This is a genomic window from Mesorhizobium sp. M0159 (assembly GCF_040322295.1).
In the GTDB taxonomy this organism is placed as follows: Bacteria; Pseudomonadota; Alphaproteobacteria; order Rhizobiales; family Rhizobiaceae; genus Mesorhizobium.
This window is the reverse complement of sequence record NZ_JAMYTF010000001.1, coordinates 277,086-300,218: the sequence shown is the minus strand read 5'-3', so window position 1 is coordinate 300,218 and position 23,133 is coordinate 277,086. Positions and strand designations below refer to the sequence as shown.

Below are 23,133 nucleotides of genomic sequence, written 5' to 3'. Positions count from 1 at the left end.
TGCGGCTCCCCTCGATTTCAGCTAATGCGCGCTTTTGCCGCCGGAGAGCAGAAGCTTGGACGATCACCGCGCCGACGTCGCCATCATCATGGGCAGCCAGTCCGACTGGGCGACGATGCGCCACGCCGCCGAAACGCTTGAGGCGCTTGGAATTCCGCACAAGCGCCTGATCGTCTCGGCCCACCGCACGCCCGACCGGCTCTATGACTTCGCCAAGGGCGCCAAGGCGGCCGGCTACAAGGTGATCATCGCCGGTGCCGGCGGTGCGGCGCATCTGCCCGGCATGACGGCGGCGATGACGCCGCTGCCGGTGTTCGGCGTGCCGGTGGAATCAAAGACGCTGTCGGGCCAGGACTCGCTGCTATCAATCGTGCAGATGCCGGCCGGCATTCCGGTCGGCACTTTGGCCATCGGCAAGGCCGGCGCTGCCAACGCTGCCCTTCTGGCCGCCGCGGTGCTGGCGCTGAGCGACGAAAAGCTCGCCGCCCGGCTGGATAGCTGGCGCGCCGCGCAGACCGCCAAGGTGGCCGCCGAGCCCACGGATGCGCCGTGAGCCTGCCGGCGGGATCGAGCATCGGCATCATCGGCGGCGGCCAGCTTGGCCGCATGCTGGCGATGGCCGCGGCCCGCCTCGGCTACCGCATCGTCGTGCTGGAACCGCAGCCGGATTGCCCGGCGGCACAGGTCGCCAACCGGCAGATCGTCGCCGCCTATGACGACGCGGCCGCGCTTAGCGAGCTGGCTGCGGCCAGTGCCGTCGTTACGTATGAATTCGAGAACGTACCGGTCGCGGCCGCCGCGGCACTTGCCTCTACGGTGCCGGTCTATCCGCCGGCACGCGCACTGGAAGTGGCGCAGGACCGGCTAGCGGAAAAGAAATTCCTCAACGGCATCGGCATACCGACCGCGGATTTCAGCCCCGTCGACAATGACGAGGAACTGACGGCTGCGCTGAAACAGTTCAACGGCAGCGGCATATTGAAGACGCGCCGCATGGGCTATGACGGCAAGGGCCAGCGTGTCTTCCGCAACATAGAAACAGGCGGCTTTGCCGGCACTTGCGAGGCGATGGGCAACGTGCCGTTGATCCTGGAATCCTTCGTCACCTTCGAGCGCGAGATTTCGGTGATCGCCGCGCGCGGCAGCGACGGCTCGCTCGCCGCCTACGATCCAGCGTGGAATGTCCATCGCAACGGTATTCTTCACAGCTCGACGCTGCCGGCCGGAGTAAAATCCGAGACGGCGGCTGCGGCTCAAACGGCGGCGGCAGAGATCCTTGCAGCGCTCGACTATGTCGGCGTCATCGGCGTCGAATTCTTTGTCCTTGCCGACGGTTCGCTGTTGGCCAACGAGATAGCGCCGCGCGTCCACAATTCCGGCCACTGGACGGAGGCCGCCTGCACCGTCTCGCAATTCGAGCAGCACATCCGCGCCGTCGCCGGCCTGCCGCTGGGAAATCCCGCCCGGCGGTTCGACTGCGTCATGGAAAACCTTATCGGCGACGATGTCAGGCGCGTTCCTGAGCTGCTCGCCGAGCCCGATCTGATGCTGCACCTCTATGGCAAGGCCGAGGCGCGGCCCGGCCGCAAGATGGGCCATTTTACGCGCGTGAGCCGCCGCAGCTAGAGCATGATCCCGAACCGAAGGTCCGCGCTAGCGAAAAGTGGAATCCGGTTTTCGGAAAAGATCATGCTCAAACACAAGTTAGAACCTACGCTTACTGGATTTCGCCGCTCTCGTCCTCGTCGGGGCTGGCGCAGCTCACATCGCCTTCCGCGCAGGTCGAATCGACGGTGAGCTGCTTGGTGCGATCGTCGGTCAGCCGCGTCAGGCATTCCGATATCAGCATCGGATAGATCGAGCCGCCTTCGCTGTCCGCGGCGGAATAGCTGCATTCCGCGTCGCGAAAAGCGATCCAGGCGCGCTGCGCCGTCTGCAACAGCTTCCTGGCTTTTGCGTCACTTCCGCCGATGAGATCCTGGTAGGCCTTGTTGAGCTTGGCGTCGGCGGATTTGTAGTCCGCGTCGGCGCAGATGTTCATCATCTGCTGGCTGTCGTCGTTGCGGTCGCATTCCTGCGCATAGGCAACAGAACCTGCCGCGAGGACGACAAGACAGGCGGACACAAGAATTCGGCGCATGACGATCTCCAATTCGCAACCGCATCATTCCAGCCGTCTCAAGCCTGCGCAACGCCGCAAGACGCCAGTGGCGGATATTTGATGATACGAAACGGTCCGTATCGTTTAGGCAACGCGCTTGCGGTTGACACGGGCAACGCTCCTCGTCTATGAGCCACGCACAGTTCAAAGGCGCGCGTCTGTGGGCGCGCCTTAATAATTCGGCCCGTGACCGGGCCCAGACCGACGGGCAAGACCATGAAGATCAAGAATTCGCTCAAGGCGTTGAAGGCGCGTCACCGCGACAACCAGCTGGTTCGTCGCAAGGGCCGCATCTACATCATCAACAAGACCGCGCCGCGCTACAAGGCGCGCCAGGGTTGAGTTTTCGACGGAGGCTGCGCGCCTCCGTCCGCATGATACGACTCTCACGCTAAATTCAGTTTGACGATCCGGCGTCGGGGGCTAGATTCCCGCGATGCGGATTCTTTTTGCATTTTTCACGGCTTTCCTCGTTTCCGGCGCTGTCTCGCTGCCGGCGTGGGCTGAAGATCCGACCACAACACCGCCGACAGCACCTCCGGTCGTCAAGACGAAACAGGCGCGGCTCGATCAGCTGTTTGCCGATCTCAAGCGCGAACGCAATGAAAGGGCGGCCGAGCGCATCGCCGGACGGATCGGCAGCGAGTGGTCCCAGTCGGGCAGCGCCTCTATCGACCTGATGATGCAATGGTCGCAGAAGGCGATCGAAAACCAGAAATTCGATGTTGCACTCGATTTCCTCGATCAGGTGGTGACTTTGCAGCCGACCTATGCGGAAGGCTGGAACCGCCGCGCCACTGTTCATTTCATGATGAAGAACTACGGGAAGTCGATGGCGGACATCGACCGCACCCTGCAGCTCGAACCACGCCATTTCGGCGCGCTTTCCGGCCTGGCTCAGATCATGGCCGAAACCGGCCACAAGCAGTCGGCACTCGAGGCCTGGCAGCGCGTGCTCGGCATCTATCCGATGATGCGCAGCGCCCAGGACCAGGTCGCCGCACTTTCCGAGGAGCTTGCCGGCGAAGGCATTTGAGACCAGTAAGGGAGTAGGGGAATAGGGGAGCAAGGTAGCAAGGTAGTATGTGAGAGGTGCAGATTGCACTGTGGAACACATGCGCCCTACTCCCCTACTCCTGAACCGGTCACAGGCTGATGCAAGCTGGCGGAGTTCGGCGTCTATCCTAACCCGACTGCCGTCGATGCGCCCGGCTGGCGCCGTGTTTACGACGCGCCATGCAGCCGGCCTATCCGGCAGCCGCGGCCGACATTAGCGGCCGACTTCCGATCCGACATAGGCGATGCGCAACATGTTGGTCGAGCCCGGCGTCCTCAGCGGCACGCCGGCCGTGATGATGACGCGGTCGCCCGGCTTGCCGAAACCTTCATCGAAGGCGATGCGGCAGGCGCGGTCGACCATGTCGTCGAGGTCGCTGGCGTCGGGGGAAACGACGCAATGCGTGCCCCACAACAGCGACAGCCGCCGCGCCGTGTTGAGGATCGGCGACAGCGCCACGATCGGCACTTGCGGCCGCTCGCGCGCGGCGCGCAAGCCGGTCGTGCCGGACGCGGTATAGGTGATGATCGCCGACAGCTTCAGCGTCTCGGCTATTTCGCGGGCGGCGAGCGAAATCGCGTCGGCTCCGGTCGCTTCCGGTTCCGAGCGCTGCGCGTTGATAATTCCGGCATAGGTCGGGTCGGTTTCGACCTTGGTGGCGATCCGGTTCATCATCGCCACCGCCTCGACCGGATAGGCGCCGGCGGCGGACTCCGCCGAAAGCATGATCGCGTCGGCGCCTTCAAACACGGCGATCGACACGTCCGACACCTCGGCCCGCGTCGGCACCGGCGCGGTGATCATCGATTCCAGCATCTGCGTGGCGATCACCACCGGCTTGCCGGCACGGCGCGCGGCGCGGGTAATCTGCTTCTGAATGCCAGGCACGGCTTCGAGAGGCATCTCGACGCCGAGATCGCCGCGGGCGACCATCAGCGCATCCGAAAGCTCGATGATCTCGGCCAGCCGGGCGACGGCCTGCGGCTTTTCGATCTTGGCCATGATCAGCGCCCGGCCGCGTGCGATCTTGCGCGCTTCGGCCAGGTCCTCGGGCCGCTGCACGAAGGACAGCGCCACCCAGTCGACGCCGGTCGCCAGAACCGCGTCGAGATCCCGGCGGTCCTTTTCCGTCAGCGCGCCGACCGGCAGGTCGGTGTCGGGCAGGCTGACGCCCTTCTTGTCGGAAATGGTGGTGCCGGCGACGACGGTGCAGACGATCGCCTTGCCGTTGCTGCTGACCGCCTTGAGCTCGAGCTTGCCGTCGTCGATCAGCAGGCGATGACCAGCCTCGACCGAACGCAGGATTTCGGGATGCGGCAGGTAGACCCTCGTCGAATTGCCGGGCTCGGCATTGTCGTCGAGCGTGAAGGTCTGACCGGCGGTCAGCACCTCTTTGCCGTTGGCGAACTTGCCGACGCGCAGCTTTGGCCCTTGCAGGTCGGCGAGAACGCCGATCGGCCGGCCGACCGCCTCCTCGACGGCACGAATGCGGCCGACAAGCGTACGCATCAATTCATGGTCGGTGTGGCTCATATTGATGCGGAACACGTCGGCGCCGGCTTCGAACAGCTTCTTCAGCATCTCCTCGGACGAGGAGGCCGGACCGATGGTGGCGAGGATCTTGACCTTGCGGCTGCGTCTCATTGACTGTTTGTTCCCGGGGCGGCTGGAGCGCCATCCGTTGCGGGCTCGTCAGTCAGCTGGACCATCCAGCTTGCCTGCTCGCCCGTGTCATATTCCTGGAATCCGGCGCGCTGAAAGCCCCGGGCGACGCAATCGGTAACGCCGGCGATCTTGAACTCTTTTTCGGCCACGCACATGTTGATCGGGCCATCCCAGCGTCCGCCGCGCTCGGCGTCTTCTGCATAAAGATAGTAAAACCTTGATGACAACGGTCCCTCGATCAGCGTCTTGCAGCTCGATCCTTCGATGTGCCACCAGCCTTCGGTGATCCAGCCGGCTTTGGCGCGATAGCCGATGCCGACACCGACCAGGTTCTGCGTGGCGTTGCAGACCCGGAAATCGGCCCGTGCCGGCGAGGCCGAAATCACCGCGAAAAGACCCATGGCCGGTACCAGGAGCGGCATGGCCAAGGCGTGGCGCACACGCAGCCTGCCGGCGAAACCCATCCTGAAACCCCTCAAGAACCACATTTGCATCTCTCAACGCCCCTTTTCGGAAAAGTCCGTACGCATGTCAACGCGCCGATCTGTCCAATTCCAATCGATTTAGAAGGCTCTGGCGCGCTTGCGGTCGCCCCTGCTCATTTTTTTGGCAGAAACCGTGGCCAAACAACGGCATTGCGCAAGCGTTCTCTTCGTGGAATGACGATACCACCTCCCCGAAAGCCAGCGAACAGACCTTTCCCGCCAATGACCCGATCCACAGTTTTCGCGCCTTTCGATATCGTCGAAGGCGATCGCAAGCGCGGCATGGTGCTTCTGGCCGATCACGCCCGCCGCGACCTGCCGGAGGAGTATGGCAGTCTCGGCCTGCCGGCGGCGGAGTTCGACCGCCACATCGCCTACGACATCGGCGTCGAGACTGTAACCCGCGAACTCGCAAGTCTGCTCGGCGTTCCGGCGGTGCTTGCCAATTTTTCGCGACTGCTGATCGACCCCAATCGCGGCGAAGACGATCCAACGCTGATTCGCCAGCTCTATGACGGCACCGTCATCCCGGGAAATTATCCCATGGCCCCGGAGGAGCGCGAAAGACGGCTGGGCCGCTTTTACCGCCCCTATCATGATGCCGTCGGCGCCATGATCGCCTCTGTGGCGCGAGCATCCGCGCGGGTACCCTTCATCTTTTCGGTGCATTCCTTCACACCGACCATGCAGGGATTCGTGCGGCCGTGGCACGTCGGCATATTGTGGGACCTGGACGACCGCGTTGCGCGGCCGCTGATCGACATGCTCGCCGAGGACAAGAGCCTCATCGTCGGCGACAACGAACCCTATGACGGCGCACTGCGCGGCGATACCATGTTCAGGCACGCCATCGTCAACGGCTTTGCCCATGCGCTGCTCGAGGTCCGCCAGGACCTGATCGCCGACCACAAGGGTGCCCTCGCCTGGGCCGAACGGCTGGCGCCGATCGTTGACGCGATAGATCGACGTGCCGATATACATGCGGTGAAAATATTCGGCTCGCGCACCGGGCCGGTATGATGAGGCCCAAGGGAGGCCAACATGACATGACCGAACTCAGCGACGAACAAAAGCGTGATTTCGAAGCCGCTGCCTTCCGCCGGCTGGTCGCGCATCTGCGCGAGCGTTCCGACGTACAGAACATCGACCTGATGAACCTCGCCGGCTTCTGCCGCAACTGCCTGTCCAACTGGTACCGCGACGCGGCGCAAGCCGAGGGTGTCGAACTCAGCAAGGACCGGTCGCGCGAAATCATCTACGGCATGCCCTATGCCGAGTGGCAGGCCCTGAACCAGATCGAGGCCTCCGACGCCAAGAAGGCCGAGTTCGAGGCAAGGCGCCCCAGGGACCACTAGGGTCACAATCCATCGCGCTGAACGACCTTCACGAATGGTTTGCCGCCAAATGGGAGGACTGCCGTGCCTAAGATTGACGTTGCCGACGTGCCCGGACGCAAGGGCTCATCCTATCCACCGCCGTTCGATGCACCCTGTGCCGAACGCGTGCGGCAGCGGCTAGGCAACGCAGGCGGGCTCACCGACTTCGGCATCAATCTCATGCGCCTGCCGCCGGGCAACTGGTCGAGCCAGCGCCACTGGCATTCGCACGAAGACGAATTCGTCTACGTGCTTGAAGGCGAGCTGACGCTCGTCGAAGATGCCGGCGAGACGGTGCTGCGCGCCGGTGATTGCGCGGCCTTTCCGAAAGGATCAGGCAACGGCCATCACATGATCAATAAATCGGGCGCGATGGCGATCTATCTCGAAGTCGGTTCGCGCTGGCCCGACGACGTCGCCACCTGCTCCGACATCGACATGATGGGCACCAACGCTGACGGCCGGTTTGTGCACAAGGATGGCGCGCCTTATCCCGAGCCATAGGGATTTCGGAGTGGACCGCCGAGATGGTTGGCCGACGCGAGAGGACGTAGCGTCTGGTCCAAGCACTTTCGGCGAAGAGCGCTTGACTGTGAATTGAATCGATCTAATTTGCCGCGCAACGCCATTTCCGGACCGGATTCTACCCGATGGACGCGCAGAAAATCACGCAGATCGCGATTCGTGGACGCTGGGCAGTGGCCGGCATCTTCCTCGCCAACGGCTTCTTGACCGGCAGTTGGGCGCCGCAGATCCCGGTGTTCCTGACGCGACTCGACATTTCGAAGTTCACGCTCGGCTTGCTGATTCTTTTGTTCGGTGCCGGCGCCGTCACTGCCATGACCTGGTGCGGCCATCTGATCTCGAAGCATGGCTCGCGCACGGTGCTGCGCTGGTTCGGACTTGCCGGCAGCTTCGGCCTTTTGGTTGTGGCTCTGGCCCCCAACGTGCCCCTTGCGGCCGTCGCCATGTTCATCTTCGGCGGTTCGATCGGCGGCATGGACGTCGCCATGAATGCCAATGCAGTGGCAGTCGAACGGCGGCTGTCCCGTGCCATCATGTCGTCCTCGCACGGCTTCTGGAGCCTTGGCGGTTTCGCCGGCGGCGCTTTGGGCGGTTTCGCCATCCAGAACTACGGTCACCTCGCCCATGCGACGGTGGTGACGGCTCTTGCCTTTGCCGTAATCGCCGTAGCGGTCCGCTACCTGATCGCCGAGGACAAGCACCCAGTCGCCGAGCACCACAAATTCGCGCTGCCGGCAAACCCGCTGGTCTATCTGGTTGGGCTGATGGCGCTGCTGACGATGATCTCCGAAGGTGCGGTACTCGACTGGGCGGCGCTGTATCTCAGGCAGGAGCTCGGCGCCGATCTTGCCATCGCAGGCCTGGCCTATGCCGCCTTTTCCGGAGTCATGGCCATCATGCGCTTCCTCGGCGATGGCGTCCGCAACCGTTTCGGTGCCGTTACGACGTTGCGCGCCTCGGCCCTTGCCGCTGCTGCCGGCATGCTGGTGGCCGGGCTGGCTCCCTCGCCTTGGCTGGCCATTGCCGCCTTCGCTTTTTGCGGCCTCGGCATTGCCAACATGGTGCCGATCATTTTTTCGGCCGGCGGCAACCAGGAAGGCATGGCGTCCGGCACAGGCATGAGCGTCGTCACCACAATGGGTTACTCAGGCATTCTGGTGGCGCCGTCGGCGATCGGCTTCATCGCCGAACACTCGAGCTTCGGCCCGATCTTCGTCGCACTGTCCGGGCTGCTGGTCGTCGTGCTGTTGATGGCCGGCCTCGCTCACCGCGCCGAATTCGCTGCCGAGCCTGCACCGGCTGAATAGCGCTTGAACTCTTCGTAGAGGAAATCCGCGACGCGGCGGATGCGGACGCTGGTACGCACGTCGCGGTGCATGGCCAGCCACACCGGCAGCGTCGGCAGCGGGAGACCCGGCAGCACTGTCTCGACCAGCGGATCACGGTCGGCGAGCGGCTCCTGGCCAAAGCCGATGCCGTTTCCCGCCCGCACCGCTTCCCACAGCACGATCTGATTATCGGTCCTGAAGCGGAAGGCATTGCGGGCGAGCGCGACGCCGAACTGGGCGAAGCCGCGAATGATTTCATCGCTGCGGTCGAAGCCGACCAGATCATGGCCGGCAAGATCGCGGGCCTCGCGCGGACGGCCACGCCGGTCGAGGTAGGATTTTGCCGCGCAGGCGCGGAGCGGAATGTCGGTCACCTTGCGCGCGACCAGTTCATTCTGCGCCGGCTTGACCATGCGGATGGCGATATCGGCGTCGCGACGCAGCAGATTCTCGACCTGGTTCGAGGCGACGATCTCGACTTCGATGCCCGGCTCCTCGAACCCAAGCCTCGCTGTGATTTCCGGCAGCACATAGGCCGCCACCACTTCGCTGGCGGCAATGCGCACCGTACCCTCTATCGCCTCGACCGATCCCAGCGCCAGCAGCGAAAAGGCGCTCGCCTGCTCGCTCACCGCGCGGCCCCGTTCAAAGAGCGTGTTGCCCGCTTCCGTAAGCGCGTAGCCACGCCGCCCGCGCCGGAAGAGCGTGACACCGAGCGCCTGTTCCAGCTCGGTGATGTGGCGGCCGAGCGTCGGCTGGCTCGCGGCAAGTTTTCGCGCGGCGGCCGACAGGCTGCCGGTCTCCGCCACGGTGACGAAACTCTTGATCAGGTTCCAGTCAATATCCATTCAAAATTGAATATCATATCGCCAATCGTAGTCAATTTTCATTCGTTTGCGAAGAGACAATATTGGGGTCGTAACGCAACACGGAGACGAACAATGACCACGATCGCAATTCTCGGCGCCAATGGCCGCCTCGGCCGCACGGTCGCCAAGGCCTTCCTCGATGCCGGCTACGATGTCCGTGCCATCACCCGCAGCGGCAAGGTGCCGGCCGAGCTCAAAGGCGCCACGGCGATCGCCGGCGACGCGCTCGACCGTGCTGCGCTGATCCGCGCGACCGAAGGCGTCGATATCATTTTCAACGGCCTCAACCCGCTCTACACCGACTGGAGCAAATGCCTGCCGATGGCCGAGAATGTGATGGCTGCCTGCCGGGCGAACGGCGCGCTGCATCTCTTCCCGGGCACCGTCTACAATTACGGCTCGCCGATGCCGGCGGTGATCGCCGAAGACACGCCGTTTCGCCCGACAACGGAAAAGGGCCGCATCCGCGTCGCCATGGAAGATCTGTTTCGCCGCGAGGCCGATGCGGGTCGGGTGCGCACGATCCTGCTGCGCGCTGGTGATTTCTTCGGCGGCAGCGGCAGCGGATCGTGGTTCGATCTGGTTGTTGCCGCCAAGATAACCAAGGGTGTCTATACCGCCCCAGGGCCGGTCGATCTCGTGCATGAATGGGCCTATCTGCCCGACCTGGCCAAGGCCTTCGTCGGGCTGGCTGACAATCTCGACAAGCTCGGCTCCTACGAGGCGCTGAACTTTCCTGGCCATGCGGTGACCGATCTGGACATCAAGGCGGCCGCGGAGAAGGCGCTCGGACGCACGCTGAAACTGACGTCGATGCCGTGGTGGGTGCTGCGTGCCGGCGGCCCGTTCGTGGCGATGTGGCGCGAGATCGTTTCGATGTCCTATCTCCGCTTCGAGCCGCACCGGCTGGTTTCAGGCAGGCTGGAAAGCGTTATCGGTACGATCCCGCACACGCCGCTGGAAAATGCAGTGTCGGAAGCGCTCGAGGATATCGGCATCGCCACGCTCAAGACGACGCAAAAAGTTGCCTAACAACAAACCAAAAAAAGGCGGATGGCCAGATGGTCATCCGCCGCTTGTCACGACCAATGATTGCGGTCAGATCCGGCCCATCAACAGCAGCACCAGGACAACGATCAGAATGACGCCGACGATGCCGGATGGTCCGTAACCCCAGGACCGGGAATGCGGCCACGCCGGAACCGCGCCGATCAGAATAAGAATAAGGATAATGATGAGAATGGTGCTGATCGTCATCAGAAAATCCTCGCTTTGAGGTTGCAATGACGGAACAATGCAGAAGGCCGCCCATTGTTCCCGGGCGGCCTTTGCTTGATCAGGACGGCGATCCGGACTCTATTCGGCGGCCTTCGGGAAGGCGATCGCCGGTTCGGCGCCCAGATCGGCGTCCAGGCCTTTCGACGGGATTTCGGCCTTTCGACGCCCCAACAGGCGACTGAACCAGCCACGACGCGCACCGGGTTTGACCTTGGCGCGAGTGAACACCATCAGCATCGACGGCGTCACCACCAGCGTCAGCACGGTGGCGAAGGACAGCCCGAAGACGATCGCCGAAGACAGCGAAATCCACCATTGCGTCGACGGCGCGTTGATCGTCGTCTCGTGATGGAAGATTTCGAGGCCGAGGCCGAAGGCGATCGGCAGCACGCCGAGGATCGCCGATACCGCCGTCAGCACCACCGGGCGGGCACGCTCGCGGCAGGTCTGCAGCACGGCTTCGTATTTGTCCCAGCCCTCTTCGCGCAACCGGTCATAGGTGTCGATCAGCACGATGTTGTTGTTCACCACCACCCCGGCCAGCGCGATGACACCGATGCCCGACATGACGATGCCGAATGCCTCTCCCGTCAGCAGCAGCCCGAGGAACACGCCGATCGTCGCCATGACCACGCAGGACAGCACCAGCCAGACGCTGGTGAACTTGTTGAACTGCGCCAGAAGCACGATGAAAATCAGGAAGATCGCCGCACCGAAGGCTTTGCTGAGGAAGGCGCCGGCCTCCGCGCTGTCCTCATTCGAGCCGGCAAGCTTCCAGCGAATGCCGCTGCCGAGGTTCATGTCGGCGACAGCTTTGGTGACCTCCTGCTGGACGGCTGCCACCTGGGCGCCGGCAGCGACGTTGGCCTGGACGACCACAGTTCGCGCGCCGTCGATGCGGTTGAGGATACCGACCGTCGGCTCCGGCTTGCGCACGACGAAGTTCGAGATCGGCACCGAGCCTTGCGCGGTCTGCACCCGCAGTTCGTCGAGCGTTGACAGCGTGCGCCGATCCTCGGGCAGGCGCAGCCTGATGTCGACTGCATCGTCGGCGCCGGCGGGCCGGTATTCGCTGAGCTTCAGCCCGTTGGTCACCAGTTGCACGACCGTCCCGACCGCGGTTGGGCTGATGCCGTACTGCGCCGCCTTGGCGCGATCGACCTCGAGCGCCCAGTCAACGCCGGGCGGCGCCAGACCGTCGGAAATATCGATGACGCCGGGCACCTTGGCAATGCGCGCGGCGACCGCGCGGGCCTTGTCGTCAAGGCCCTTCGGATCTACGGCCGAAAGCCTGATCTGGATCGGCTTGCCTGTAGGCGGGCCGGCTTCCGGCACGCGAACCTCGACGTCGACACCGGGAATGCCAGCCATCACGCCGCGCAGTTCGTCCAGGATTGAGTTCGCCGATTTACGCTCGCGCCAGTCGACGAATTCGTACTGGATCACGCCAACCACGTCTTCCGGAACATCCTGGCCGCCGCCCTGCGTCTTGCCGACACGGGTATAGACAGACTTCACGCCCGGCCAACCGAGCAGCCGATTTTCCGCGGTCTTGGTGGCCGCGTCCATTTCGGCAAGCGAAAGATTGCCGCGGGCGTGGACATAGAGCAGGCCGTAGTCAGGCTCGACATTCGGGAAGAATTCGACGCCGGCGCCGAATTTCGAATAGGCGTAGCCGACGCCGAACAACAGCGCCACAGTGAGGACAAGCACGGTGATGGGATAATGCACCGCCTGCTTGACCACGGCCATGTACCAGCCGTCGCGATTGTCGTCGGGGTGATGGGCCGGCGCCTTGGCAAATATCGCGCCCAGCGTCGGCGCGAAGACCAGCGCATAGAGCATCGAGGCCGAGAGCGTCACGATCAGCGTGATCGGCATGTATTTCATGAAGTCGCCGATAATGCCCGGCCAGAACAACAGCGGCGAGAAGGCGGCAATGCGCGTCATCGTCGCCGCGATGACCGGGCCGGCCATGCGCTTGGCGGCAAGCGCGAACGCTTGCTCCTTCGGCATGCCCTCGCTCATGCGTCGCTCGGCGAATTCGGTGACGATGATGGCGTCGTCGACCAGCATGCCGACCGCCAGGATGAGGCTGAACAGCACGATCATGTTGATCGTGTAGCCCATCATTGCCAGCAACAGGATGCCGATCAGGAAGGACGAGGGGATGGCCAATCCGATCAGCAGCGAGGCACGGCCAGACAGCGCGTAGAGAATGACGATGAACACCAGGATGACGGCGATCATCACGTGGTTCTGCAGGTCGCCGAGCAACTGGTTCACGAAGACGGACTTGTCTTGCGTGTAGGTGACGTGCATGCCCTCCGGCATCGTCTTGATGAAGGCGTCGGACACCTCCCTGACCTTGCCAATCGTATCGATCAGGTTGGAGCCGATGCGCTTCTTCACCTCGATGGCGATCGCCGGCTTGCCGTCGAGGCGGGTGACCGTCTCGGCGTCCTTGAATGTGGAGCGGATGGTGGCAATGTCCTTGGCCTGCACCACCGCATTGGGGCCGGCGACGACCGGAAGCGCCGCCACATCCTCCGGTGTCTCGATAAGCGAGGGCACCTTGACCGCGTATTTGCCCTCGGATCCTTCGATGTTGCCGGCGGCGACAAGACTGTTGGAAGCGCCGACCGCACCGATCAACTGGTCGAGCTGCAGCCCGTAGGAAGACAGCTTCATCGGATCGATGACCACTTCGACGAGGTCGTCGCGCGCACCCTGCAGCGAGCCCTCGAGCACGCCAGGCACTTCCTCGATGCGGTCGCGCAGCTCGCGCGCCGCCGCCGTCAGCACGCGCTCGGGCACCTCGCCCGACAGCGTCACGACCAGGACGGGGAACTCGGAGATATTGACCTCGGAGACCACGGGCTCCTCAGCCGCTTGCGGCAGGTCGGCCTTGCCGTCCTGCACCTTGCTGCGTGTGTCCTGCAGCGCGGTGGCGAGATCCGTCTGTGGCTGGAATTCGACCAGCACATAACCGCCGCCCTGGAAGGCGGCCGAGCGCATCTCCTTGAGGCCTTTCAGGCTCTTCAGCTTGGCTTCCATCGGCCGCAGCAGGAGGCGCTCGGAGTCTTCCGGCGAGATGCCCTGGTAGATCAGGCTGACATACATCATCGGAATCGGAACGTCCGGTTCCGCTTCCTTCGGCGTCGACTGGTAGGCGACCGCACCGGCAAGGATGAGAAAGACCAGGACCGCAATGGTCAGCCGGGCATTGCTGATAGCAAGTTTGACGATGTCCATGATTACTGCGTCCCGGCCGTCGCTTCGCCCAACAGCTTTTGGATGGTCGCCTGGTCGGCTGCGACCGGCTTGACCACCTCGCCTTCCTTCACCAGCTCCTGGCCGGCGACGATGATGCGGGCGTCGGCCGCAATGCCGCCGAGCACCAGGCCGGTTGGCGTGTCGTCGACCAGATCGATCGGGAAGAACACGACCTTGTCATCCTTGTCGACGGCGCGGATGCCGAGGTCGCCCTTGTCGCCGAGCGTCACCACCGAGCGCGGCAGCATCACGGCGTCGGTCGGCTGGGCGCTGAGCGCGATTTCTGCCGTCATGCCGGCCGGTACGGACCCATCGGCATTGGGGATAGCGACTTCAACCCGAAAGGTACGGGTTGCCGAAGATGCATCCCGGCTGATGTAGCGCACCGTACCCTTGACGGTCTGGCCACTGACCAGGCGCACATTGGCTTCGTCACCGATCTTCAGATAGCCGAGATCGCGTTCGCTGACTTCGCCGCGTGCGATCACCGGATCGAGCTTGAGAATGGTCGCCACCTCGCCGCCCTGCATCACGGAACTGCCAAGCTCCACCGGCACCCGGTCGATGACGCCGTCGAAGGGCGCCTTCACCTCGTTGCGGTCGAGCTCGGCTTGCGCTGCGTCCAGTTGCGACTTGGCCAGCGTCAGGTTGGAGCGGGTTGTATCGAGCTGCAACTTGGGCAGATTGCCGGTTTTCATCAGCCGCAGGGCAGCTGCCAGCTCTGCCTCACGTTGCACGACAAGCTGCTTGGCGTTGTCGACCGCCGAGATTTTTTCCTCGGCGGCAAGCATCAGGATCAGGTCGCCGGTCTTGACGTGCTGGCCCTGCTTGACCGGCAGCTTGTCGATGACGCCGGCGACGCGTGTCGCCAGGACGGCGCGCTTGTCGGCTTCGGTCAGTCCGGAAATGCGGATAGCGCGTGCATAGGTGCGCCGCGGCGGGGTTATGACCGCGACCGTGCGCAACGGCGCCTTGGGCTGTTCCGCCTCGGCAGTCCCCGGTTTGGCAGCCCCCTGTTCGCCAGCTTGGGGCTTGCCTGCGTCGGCTGCCTTGGGCTGCTCGACCTCTCCTGCCTTGGGCTTGTTGTCGGCGGACGCGCTGCCGACGGACGAGAACTCGCCTGTCGCCATCCAGCCGGCGAACCCGATGAGCACAACAATGGCTGCAAGCTTGTGAAACCTGAATTTCGGCATCGTCATTTTTCCAGTGCGCGGGGTTCGGCCAGGCCGCATCTTCTACTTGGGGCGCGTCGCCGATATGGGTGCGCGCGAGGCCGTATTCAAATTGCCGTGATCGGCGAAGCGCGCTTCTACCTCAAAGTTGCAGCGCAATATAGTCAGAAAAGTTGATGGGTTGTTGCTTTGTCCGCAAAGATGCGGCTGCAGCATCGGCTGTTGATCGCCAAAACAGCGGTATGGCAGCAAGTGTCAGGATGATTGACGGATTGCGAATGCCATCTGCTTGCGAAGCAGCTAGGCCGGACGGCGGGCGGCCTCGGGCTGCTTGCGCGCCGCAAGAAATTCCTTGACCCGCCGGCCCGGCGCCGGCCCGGTCACCGGCTTCAAGCCGTCGTCGAGTTCGCCGGACAGATCGATCGTCGGCCGCTTGCCGACGGCGTCATAATTTTCTTCCAGCCAATCACTGGCTGCGGTGCGGCCGAGGTCGCGCAGATAGGCAAGGAACGCCCATTCGGCATTGACCTTGGACGATGCCGACAGATCCTTGAACGCTTCGTCGGCATCGATGCGGTGCATGCGGATGTCGCGATATTCGCCGTGCGGCAATCGGCCGGCGGCGATCAGTTCCTTGACGAAGGCGATCGAGCGGAATTCGCGCAACAGCCCGGCATTGAAGGTGATCTCGTCGATGCGGTTCTGGATCTCATTGGCGCTCTTCGGCGTTCCCTCGCGGACCACCGGATTGATCTGCACCAAAAGCACGTCCTCGGTGGCCGCCGTCTTGAAGAACGGGAACAGTGCCGGGTTGCCGCCATAACCGCCATCCCAATAGGGCACGCCCTTGATCTCGACGGCACGGAACAATTGCGGCAAGCAGGCCGACGCCATCACCGTGTCGAGGTCGATCTCGCCGTCCGAGAAGACCCGCAACTGGCCGGTCTCGACATTGGTAGCGGAAATGAACAGTTCCATCGACTTGCAGGCGCGCACATTGTCGAAATCGATCTCACGTTCGACCACGTCGCGCAGCGGATTGATGGCGAGCGGATTGGCGACATAGGGCGAAAATACCCGAGACATCGTATCGAACAGGAAATAGCCGGGCGTGTTCTCGATCGACCAATTGCCCCAGGCGACGTCCCAAGGCATGCGCTGTACCGGGCTGAAGCGGCCCTTTGCCGCCACCGCACGCCAGAAATCGTCGAGCTTCCGCCGCGCGCCCTCGACACCGCCGCGGACAAAGCCGTCGGCCAGCGCCACGGCATTCATGGCGCCGGCGCTGGTGCCCGAAACCGCCGTTATGTCGAGGCGCCCGTCCTCGAGCAGCCGATCGAGCACGCCCCAGGAAAACGCCCCGTGCGAACCGCCGCCTTGCAGCGCGACATTGATCTTCTTTGGCTCTTCCGCCTTGCCATTTTTCGGCATGGCGTGGCCCTTGACCGCTGGAAGCCTCACTGAGCGGTCCAGCCGCCATCGACAGAGATGTGCGCGCCGTTGATCTGCGCCGCCGCATCCGAGCATAGGAACACCGCGGCCGCCGCAACCTGCTCGACGGTGACGAACTCCTTGGTCGGTTGCTTTTCGAGCATTACCTCACGGACCACCGTCTCGCGGTCCATCTTGTTGGCCTTCATCTGGTCGGGGATCTGCGCCTCGACCAGCGGCGTCAACACATAGCCCGGACAAATGGCATTGCAGGTGATCTTGTCGCGCGCCAGTTCCAGGGCGACAGTCTTGGTCAAGCCCATAATGCCATGCTTGGCCGAGACATAGGCCGACTTGAACGGCGAGGCGACAAGGCCGTGGGCCGAGGCGACGTTGACGATCCGGCCGCCACCGGCCTGTTTCATCAACGGGATGGCGGCTGCGATGGTGTGGAAGGCCGATGACAGGTTAATGGCGATGATCGCATCCCACTTCTCGATCGGGAAGCTTTCCACCGGCGCGACATGCTGGATGCCGGCATTGTTGATCAGGATGTCGACCGAGCCGAATGCCTCGGCTGCCTTCGCCACCAAAGCCCGGCACTCGGCCGGCTTCGACATGTCGGCTTTGACATAGGCGGTCTTCACCTTGTGGTGCTTCGCGATCGCGTCTGCGATGGCGCGGTCGTCGGCGGTGTCGGAAAAGGAATTGACGACGACGTTGCAGCCTTCGGCCGCGAGCGCGTGGGCAATGGCCAGGCCGATGCCCGAGGTGGAACCGGTGACGATGGCGGTTTTTCTGGCGGTCAAGGCGGCTTTATTCCTTTCGAGGCGGGCTCCCGTGGAACCATGCTGCACTGCAGCATATAGGCTCTCTGTCACCCAAGAACAGCGGATGTGTGGAGCAATGACATGAAATTTTTGTCATGTAGACCTCTCTCGTCCCCTAAGAGAGGTCGTCGCCTCGTTTCGCAAAGCATGCGCTGAAAGCTCGTCAGGCGACGAGGTCCGGCACCGTCCCGATATAGCGCGACTGCGGCCGGATCAGCCGTCCGCTCGTTTGCTGCTCGCGCGCATGGGCAATCCAGCCGGCGACGCGCCCGGCAGCAAAGACATTGGTGAACGCCTCTTTCGGAAAGCCCGCCGCTTCCAGCAGGAGCGCTGTGAAGAACTCGACGTTGGTCTGGAGCGAGCGTGACGGCTTGGCGATGCGGAGCACTTCGAGCGCCGCCTGCTCCACGCTTTCGGCGAAGGCCAGCCGGTGGCCGCTTTCGCCCTCGGCGCCGAGCTGGCGCACGACGGCTTTCAGCACGTCGGCACGCGGATCGCGCACGCGATAGATGCGATGGCCGAAGCCCATGATGCGGCCGCCACGCGCGATCTCGCCACGCAGCCAGCCGGCGGCGTCGCCATGCACCTCGATCGCATCCAGCATCTCGATCACCGGACCTGGCGCGCCGCCATGCAGCGGCCCCTTGAGCGCTCCGAGCCCGGCCAGCACCGCCGAAGTAAGCCCGGCCTGCGTCGAAGCGACCACGCGCGCGGCGAAGGTCGATGCGTTGAGGCCGTGGTCGCAAACCGTCACGAGATAGGCATCGAGCGCCTTCGCCAATTTAGGCGAGGCCACAATGCCGGTCAGCATCCGCAGCATGTCGGCTGCATGATCGGCCTTGCTATCGGGCGCAATCGGGCTTTCGCCGCGCTGCAAGCGCAGCAAGGCCGGCGTCAGCACGGCAGGTGCCGCAACCAGCCGCAGCGCGTCCGACAATTTGTCACCATCCGGCAGCAGGGCAATACCGGCGCGCATCGCGCTGTAGATATCGACGGATGCGAGAAACGGCAGCAAGGGTTTGATCTGCTCGAACACTTCGCTGCGCGCCCGACCGATCGCGTTCGCCAGCTCCCTGCCGTCGGGAAGATCGTCGAAAAAGCCGTCGAACAGCAGATGAACCACCTCGGCGTATTTCCAGCGGCCTGCCAGTTCGGGCAACGAATGGCCCCGGATGGTCAGGCGGCCACCAAGACCGTCAACATCGGAGAGCACCGTTTCCGCCGCCACCACATCATCGAGCCCATTCGCCATTGGTTTTCTCCTTGACCCTTTCCGGGTGGAAGATAAGGGTTGGTGACTGGACCATCAATCTTGATCAACGGAATCAACATGACAAGGCTGACATGACGGAGTGGCTGACGCGGGACGAAGCCCTGGAGCGTCTCAAGGTGCGAGCCCAGACCCTCTATGCCTATGTCAGCCGCGGACGCATCGGCGTGCGGCCGGACCGGGCGGATCCACGCCGCAGCCAGTATCGCGCCGACGATATCGCGGCGCTGGCGAGCCGCCGGGCTCGTGGCCGAAATCCCCAGGCAATCGCCGAAAGTGCAATTGCCTGGGGTGAGCCGGCGATCGCCACCACGATCTCGACCGTTTTGCATGGCCGCCTTGTCTATCGCGGCCAGGATGCGGTTGCTCTCTGCGAGGCTGCCACGCTGGAGCAGACGGCAAACCTGCTTTGGGCATCTGGCGCACCAGTGTCGTTCGTCTCGGCGAGCCGCCATGGCAACGGCGCAACTGGCCGGCCGGCTGCCTTCGCGGAATTGGCCGCGTTGGCCGCCAACGGCCGGCCTTCGCTCGGCCGAAGATCGGCTTCGCTCAACCACGATGCGGCCGGCGCCATCGCCGCTTTGGCCCAGGCGCTCGGCGCGATTCCCGGAACTGGTGCCGTGCACGAAAGGCTGGCGCAGGGATGGTCGCTTGATGCGGCCGGCGCAGACTTGATCCGCCGCTCGCTCGTGCTGTTGGCCGATCACGAATTGAACGCATCGACCTTCGCCGCACGGGTCGCCGCGTCCACCGGCGCACCTGTTTCGGCCTGCCTGCTTGCCGGCCTCGCCACGCTCTCCGGGCCGCGTCATGGCGGCGCCGCGGAGGCGGTCATGATGCTGGCGGAAGATGCGCAGAGATTGGGGCCGGATGCGGCTGTCGGACGCTGGCTCGGTCACGACAGGCCGCTGCCCGGATTTGGCCATCCGCTTTATCCCGACGGCGATCCGCGTGCGGAACCGTTGCTGGCCGCGATAGATGTCGATGATGGGCTGTTACGGCTTTGCGATGCGGCCTTTGCGGCAACGGGCATGCGCCCGAACGTCGATTTCGCTTTGGCCGCGCTGACGCGCGGTCTCCGTTTGCCGTCCGATGCGCCGTTCCGCCTGTTCGCGCTCGGCCGCAGCGTCGGCTGGGCCGCGCATGCCGTGGAGCAGGTGACGAGCAACGGCCTGATCCGGCCACGCGCCCGCTACCAGGGACCGCTGCCGGAGCAGCTCTAGCCGCGCTGCTTGCGAAGTCTCAGCGGCACCTGAGCGAAGGTTCGACGCGGCGCCTCGCCCCGGCAATCACGACATCGTGTCGAGCTTGCGCTGCATCGCGGCGATCTGCTCCTTCAGTTCCTGAAGGTCGTCGGGTTTTTCCGGCGTTTCCTTCCTGGCCGGTTCGGCCGGCGCTGCTGTCGGCGCCGAGCCCGCGGGCGGGAACGGCGTGAACAGCCGCATGGCGTTCTGGAACATTTCCATGTTGCGCCGCGTCTGCTCCTCCAGCACCTTGATCGGCGTAGCGATCTTCATCATGTCCATCGGCGACTTGCCGAGGGCATCTTTCATCTGCTCGCGAAAGCGCTCCTGCTCCTTCGAGAAGGCCAGCATCGACTGTTCGAGAAAGCTCGGCACGATCATCTGCATCTGATCGCCGTAATAGGCGATGAGCTGACGCAGGAACGGGATCGGCAGCATGTTCTGCCCGTCCTTGTTCTCCAGCTCGAAGATGATCTGGGTCAGTACCGGATGCGTGATGTCGTCACCGGTCTTGGCGTCCTGGACAGTAAAGTCCTCGCCTCTTTTGACCATTTCAGCGAGATCCTCGAGCGTCACATAGGTGCTGGTGCCCGTATTGTAGAGACGGCGATTGGCATATTTCTTGATAACAATAGGTTCGTCTTTTGCGGCCATCTGCATCCTCCCCGGACACCGGGCAGCTTAAGTAAGCCGCCGGTAACGATTGCGCCTTTTTAAAGGATATGCGCAAAAGCGTCATGAATCCAAGCAGTTTGTGCAGTGCGAGAACATTTTATGCTGCGCAGCACGGGCGGGCCGCCGTTGCAGCGACGGGCGGCATGCTTGCGGCAGTGGGACGCCATGCCCATTTCGGGTTTGACTCGGGTTGTGGAAAGGGCAAGAAAAGTCCCCGACGGCACCCGAAATCGTTCCCCGAAAGCCTGGAGAAGAACATGTCCGCTTCCAACGCCATCGTTGTCGCCAGTGCAGCGCGCACGCCCGTCGGCTCCTTCAACGGCGCCTTCGCCAACACGCCAGCCCATGAATTGGGTGCCGTCGCCGTCAGGGAAGCGCTGGTCCGTGCCGGCGTCGACGGCAAGGAGGTGGACGAGGTCATTCTCGGCCAGATCCTGACCGCGGCTCAAGGGCAGAACCCGGCGCGGCAGGCGGCAATGGCTGCCGGCGTACCGCAGGAGGCGACCTCCTGGGGCCTGAACCAACTCTGCGGCTCGGGCTTGCGCGCCATCGCGCTCGGCATGCAGCAGATCGCCCAGGGCGACGCGAGGATCATCGTTGCCGGCGGCCAGGAATCGATGTCGATGGCTCCGCATGCACAGCATCTGCGCGGTGGCGTCAAGATGGGCGATTTCAAGCTGATCGACACCATGATCAAGGACGGCCTGACCGATGCCTTCTATGGCTATCATATGGGCAACACCGCTGAGAACGTCGCCCGCCAGTTCCAGATCACCCGCGACGACCAGGACCAGTTCGCACTGGCTTCCCAGAACAAGGCCGAAGCCGCGCAGAAAGCCGGGAAATTCAAGGACGAGATCGTTGCCTTTACAGTCAAGGGCAGGAAGGGCGACACCGTAGTCGACCAGGATGAATACATCCGCCACGGCGCGACAATCGATGCCATGACCAAGCTCAAGCCCGCCTTCGACAAGGAAGGCACGGTGACTGCTGCCAATGCTTCCGGCATCAACGACGGCGCCGCCGCCGTGGTGCTGATGACCGAAGCGGAAGCCGCAAGGCGCGGCATCACACCGCTGGTGCGTATCGTTTCCTGGGCGACCGCCGGTGTCGACCCGCAGATCATGGGGACGGGACCGATCCCCTCCTCGCGCAAGGCGCTGGCCAAGGCCGGCTGGTCGGTCGGCGACCTCGATCTGGTCGAAGCCAACGAGGCCTTTGCCGCGCAGGCCTGCGCCGTCAACAAGGACATGGGCTGGGATCCGGCCATCGTCAACGTCAATGGCGGCGCCATCGCCATCGGCCATCCGGTCGGCGCCTCGGGCGCCCGCATCTTCAACACGCTGGTCTACGAGATGCGCCGCAGAAGTGCCAAGAAAGGCCTTGCCACGCTGTGCATCGGCGGCGGCATGGGTGTTGCCATGTGCGTGGAAGCAATGGGATGAATGGCAAATTGTGAATGGTGAATGGTGAATGGTGAATGGAAGATCGGAGGGCTTACGCAATAACCATTCACCATTCACCATTCACTCTGGGAGGGAAACGCATGACAAAGGTTGCAATCGTCACAGGCGGGTCGCGCGGCATCGGCGCGGCGATATCGGTCGCCTTGAAAAGCGCCGGCTATTCGGTCGCCGCAAACTACGCCGGCAATGAGGAAGCGGCGGCAAAGTTCAAGGCCGCGACCGGCATCCCGGTCTATAGATGGTCGGTCGCCGACTACGAGGCCTGCGCCGCCGGCATCAAACAGATCGAAGCCGATCTCGGTCCCGTCTCGGTGCTGGTCAACAATGCCGGCATCACTCGCGACGCGATGTTCCACAAGATGACGCGCGAGCAATGGAAAGAGGTCCTCGACACCAACCTTTCCGGCGTCTTCAACATGACGCATCCGTTGTGGGGCGGCATGCGCGACCGCAAGTTCGGTCGCATCATCACCATCTCCTCGATCAACGGCCAGAAAGGCCAAGCCGGCCAGGTCAATTATTCGGCCTCGAAGGCCGGCGATATCGGCTTCACCAAGGCACTGGCCCAGGAAGGCGCGCGCGCCGGCATCACCGTCAACGTCATTTGCCCCGGGTACATCGCCACCGAGATGGTCAAGGCAATGGACGAGAAGGTCCTCAACGAGCGCGTCATCCCGCACATCCCGGTCGGCCGTCTCGGCGAGCCGGAGGAAATCGCGCGCTGCGTCGTCTTCCTCGCTTCCGACGATGCCGGTTTCATCACCGGCTCGACCATATCAGCCAATGGCGGCCAGTACATCGCCTGATCGTTTATCTTTACGTTGAGACAGATACGCGCTTGGACGAACGGGCCTGCAAAACGGCCCGTTTCTATAGCGGTCTTCCCGTTGCAAGATCTCGATGCAGCACGCTGCCCCAATCCGGCACGCAAAGGTTAACGGCAAACTCGCAGCCTGTGCAAAAACCGCCCGGCAGCCTGTGGATTCTAGGTGGAAAAGCTGTTCACAACACAACATGCTGCGGTG

The 23,133-nt window shown here is 63.4% G+C and carries 23 protein-coding genes; 12 read left to right on the top strand and 11 right to left on the bottom strand.

Going from position 1 to position 23,133, the window contains the following annotated elements; genetic code table 11:
• Nucleotides 1–55 precede the first annotated feature (55 nt).
• Together purE and NKJ32_RS01455 are read left to right on the top strand one after the other, a co-directional pair.
• A complete protein-coding gene (gene purE, locus NKJ32_RS01460) occupies nucleotides 56–553 on the top strand; it encodes a 5-(carboxyamino)imidazole ribonucleotide mutase (RefSeq protein ID WP_023678468.1) in 498 nt (165 codons plus the stop codon).
• A complete protein-coding gene (locus NKJ32_RS01455) occupies nucleotides 550–1,626 on the top strand; it encodes a 5-(carboxyamino)imidazole ribonucleotide synthase (RefSeq protein WP_352571996.1) in 1,077 nt (358 codons plus the stop codon). The genes purE and NKJ32_RS01455 overlap by 4 nt, the downstream gene beginning before the upstream one ends.
• Before the next feature lie 91 nt (nucleotides 1,627–1,717).
• Here the strand turns inward: NKJ32_RS01455 and NKJ32_RS01450 are convergent, their stop codons facing one another.
• Complete coding sequence (locus tag NKJ32_RS01450) at nucleotides 1,718–2,140, bottom strand: lysozyme inhibitor LprI family protein (protein ID WP_352571997.1); 423 nt, start codon at nucleotides 2,138–2,140, stop codon at nucleotides 1,718–1,720.
• A gap of 237 nt (nucleotides 2,141–2,377) precedes the next feature.
• On the opposite strand from NKJ32_RS01450, the gene ykgO reads away from it, so the two are divergent.
• Together ykgO and NKJ32_RS01440 are read left to right on the top strand one after the other, a co-directional pair.
• The gene (gene ykgO / locus NKJ32_RS01445) at nucleotides 2,378–2,503 is read left to right on the top strand and encodes a type B 50S ribosomal protein L36 (RefSeq protein ID WP_006203764.1); all 126 of its coding nucleotides are present in this window, start codon (nucleotides 2,378–2,380) and stop codon (nucleotides 2,501–2,503) included.
• A gap of 94 nt (nucleotides 2,504–2,597) precedes the next feature.
• A complete protein-coding gene (locus NKJ32_RS01440; RefSeq protein WP_352571998.1) occupies nucleotides 2,598–3,197 on the top strand; it encodes a tetratricopeptide repeat protein in 600 nt (199 codons plus the stop codon).
• Nucleotides 3,198–3,431: 234 nt separating this feature from the next.
• On the opposite strand, the gene pyk is transcribed toward NKJ32_RS01440, so the two are convergent.
• Nucleotides 3,432–4,862: a pyruvate kinase gene (pyk, locus tag NKJ32_RS01435; RefSeq protein WP_023678464.1), complete on the bottom strand. Its 1,431-nt coding sequence runs from the start codon at nucleotides 4,860–4,862 to the stop codon at nucleotides 3,432–3,434.
• Nucleotides 4,859–5,305 carry a DUF1036 domain-containing protein gene (locus NKJ32_RS01430; protein WP_502894514.1) on the bottom strand — a complete coding sequence of 149 codons (447 nt, stop codon included), beginning with the start codon at nucleotides 5,303–5,305 and terminating at the stop codon, nucleotides 4,859–4,861. The genes pyk and NKJ32_RS01430 overlap by 4 nt, the downstream gene beginning before the upstream one ends.
• Before the next feature lie 285 nt (nucleotides 5,306–5,590).
• On the opposite strand from NKJ32_RS01430, the gene NKJ32_RS01425 reads away from it, so the two are divergent.
• The 4 genes from NKJ32_RS01425 (at nucleotide 5,591) to NKJ32_RS01410 (ending at nucleotide 8,576) form a co-directional block, all read left to right on the top strand.
• On the top strand, nucleotides 5,591–6,388 hold the full coding sequence (locus NKJ32_RS01425) for an N-formylglutamate amidohydrolase (RefSeq protein ID WP_023678462.1): 798 nt from the start codon (nucleotides 5,591–5,593) through the stop codon (nucleotides 6,386–6,388).
• A 26-nt stretch (nucleotides 6,389–6,414) separates the two neighbouring features.
• Nucleotides 6,415–6,723 (top strand): DUF1244 domain-containing protein, encoded by a 309-nt coding sequence (locus tag NKJ32_RS01420; protein WP_023678461.1) that lies wholly within the window; start codon nucleotides 6,415–6,417, stop codon nucleotides 6,721–6,723.
• Nucleotides 6,724–6,786: 63 nt separating this feature from the next.
• Nucleotides 6,787–7,248, top strand: coding sequence for a cupin domain-containing protein (locus NKJ32_RS01415; RefSeq protein WP_023678460.1), 462 nt, complete (start codon nucleotides 6,787–6,789; stop codon nucleotides 7,246–7,248).
• Between the two features lie 146 nt (nucleotides 7,249–7,394).
• Complete coding sequence (locus NKJ32_RS01410; protein WP_023678459.1) at nucleotides 7,395–8,576, top strand: MFS transporter; 1,182 nt, start codon at nucleotides 7,395–7,397, stop codon at nucleotides 8,574–8,576.
• Here the strand turns inward: NKJ32_RS01410 and NKJ32_RS01405 are convergent.
• The gene (locus NKJ32_RS01405) at nucleotides 8,534–9,445 is read right to left on the bottom strand and encodes a LysR family transcriptional regulator (protein WP_023678458.1); all 912 of its coding nucleotides are present in this window, start codon (nucleotides 9,443–9,445) and stop codon (nucleotides 8,534–8,536) included. The two genes, NKJ32_RS01410 and NKJ32_RS01405, sit on opposite strands and share 43 nt — an antisense overlap.
• Nucleotides 9,446–9,538: 93 nt before the next feature.
• Between NKJ32_RS01405 and NKJ32_RS01400 the strand changes: the two genes are divergently transcribed.
• Complete coding sequence (locus NKJ32_RS01400; protein WP_023678457.1) at nucleotides 9,539–10,498, top strand: NAD-dependent epimerase/dehydratase family protein; 960 nt, start codon at nucleotides 9,539–9,541, stop codon at nucleotides 10,496–10,498.
• A 66-nt stretch (nucleotides 10,499–10,564) separates the two neighbouring features.
• Here the strand turns inward: NKJ32_RS01400 and NKJ32_RS01395 are convergent, their stop codons facing one another.
• The 6 genes from NKJ32_RS01395 to NKJ32_RS01370 all read right to left on the bottom strand — a co-directional run bounded on the left by NKJ32_RS01395 (nucleotide 10,565) and on the right by NKJ32_RS01370 (nucleotide 18,705).
• Nucleotides 10,565–10,723 carry a DUF3309 family protein gene (locus tag NKJ32_RS01395; RefSeq protein WP_023678456.1) on the bottom strand — a complete coding sequence of 53 codons (159 nt, stop codon included), beginning with the start codon at nucleotides 10,721–10,723 and terminating at the stop codon, nucleotides 10,565–10,567.
• A 99-nt stretch (nucleotides 10,724–10,822) separates the two neighbouring features.
• Entirely contained in the window at nucleotides 10,823–13,999 is a 3,177-nt protein-coding gene (locus tag NKJ32_RS01390) for an efflux RND transporter permease subunit (RefSeq protein ID WP_023678455.1), read from the bottom strand.
• 2 nt (nucleotides 14,000–14,001) lie between these two features.
• Nucleotides 14,002–15,213 (bottom strand): efflux RND transporter periplasmic adaptor subunit, encoded by a 1,212-nt coding sequence (locus NKJ32_RS01385; protein WP_023678454.1) that lies wholly within the window; start codon nucleotides 15,211–15,213, stop codon nucleotides 14,002–14,004.
• Between the two features lie 279 nt (nucleotides 15,214–15,492).
• Nucleotides 15,493–16,623 (bottom strand): patatin-like phospholipase family protein, encoded by a 1,131-nt coding sequence (locus NKJ32_RS01380; protein ID WP_023678453.1) that lies wholly within the window; start codon nucleotides 16,621–16,623, stop codon nucleotides 15,493–15,495.
• 26 nt (nucleotides 16,624–16,649) lie between these two features.
• Nucleotides 16,650–17,432: a 3-hydroxybutyrate dehydrogenase gene (locus tag NKJ32_RS01375; RefSeq protein ID WP_023678452.1), complete on the bottom strand. Its 783-nt coding sequence runs from the start codon at nucleotides 17,430–17,432 to the stop codon at nucleotides 16,650–16,652.
• 184 nt (nucleotides 17,433–17,616) lie between these two features.
• On the bottom strand, nucleotides 17,617–18,705 hold the full coding sequence (locus tag NKJ32_RS01370; RefSeq protein ID WP_023678451.1) for a citrate synthase/methylcitrate synthase: 1,089 nt from the start codon (nucleotides 18,703–18,705) through the stop codon (nucleotides 17,617–17,619).
• Between the two features lie 92 nt (nucleotides 18,706–18,797).
• Between NKJ32_RS01370 and NKJ32_RS01365 the strand changes: the two genes are divergently transcribed.
• Nucleotides 18,798–19,946 carry a citrate/2-methylcitrate synthase gene (locus tag NKJ32_RS01365; protein WP_352826660.1) on the top strand — a complete coding sequence of 383 codons (1,149 nt, stop codon included), beginning with the start codon at nucleotides 18,798–18,800 and terminating at the stop codon, nucleotides 19,944–19,946.
• Nucleotides 19,947–20,012: 66 nt separating this feature from the next.
• On the opposite strand, the gene phaR is transcribed toward NKJ32_RS01365, so the two are convergent.
• Nucleotides 20,013–20,621 (bottom strand): polyhydroxyalkanoate synthesis repressor PhaR, encoded by a 609-nt coding sequence (gene phaR / locus NKJ32_RS01360; protein WP_352826659.1) that lies wholly within the window; start codon nucleotides 20,619–20,621, stop codon nucleotides 20,013–20,015.
• Nucleotides 20,622–20,899: 278 nt separating this feature from the next.
• Between phaR and NKJ32_RS01355 the strand changes: the two genes are divergently transcribed.
• Nucleotides 20,900–22,087 (top strand): acetyl-CoA C-acetyltransferase, encoded by a 1,188-nt coding sequence (locus NKJ32_RS01355; protein WP_352572007.1) that lies wholly within the window; start codon nucleotides 20,900–20,902, stop codon nucleotides 22,085–22,087.
• Nucleotides 22,088–22,188: 101 nt separating this feature from the next.
• A complete protein-coding gene (gene phbB / locus NKJ32_RS01350) occupies nucleotides 22,189–22,914 on the top strand; it encodes an acetoacetyl-CoA reductase (RefSeq protein ID WP_352572008.1) in 726 nt (241 codons plus the stop codon).
• Nucleotides 22,915–23,133 lie beyond the last annotated feature (219 nt).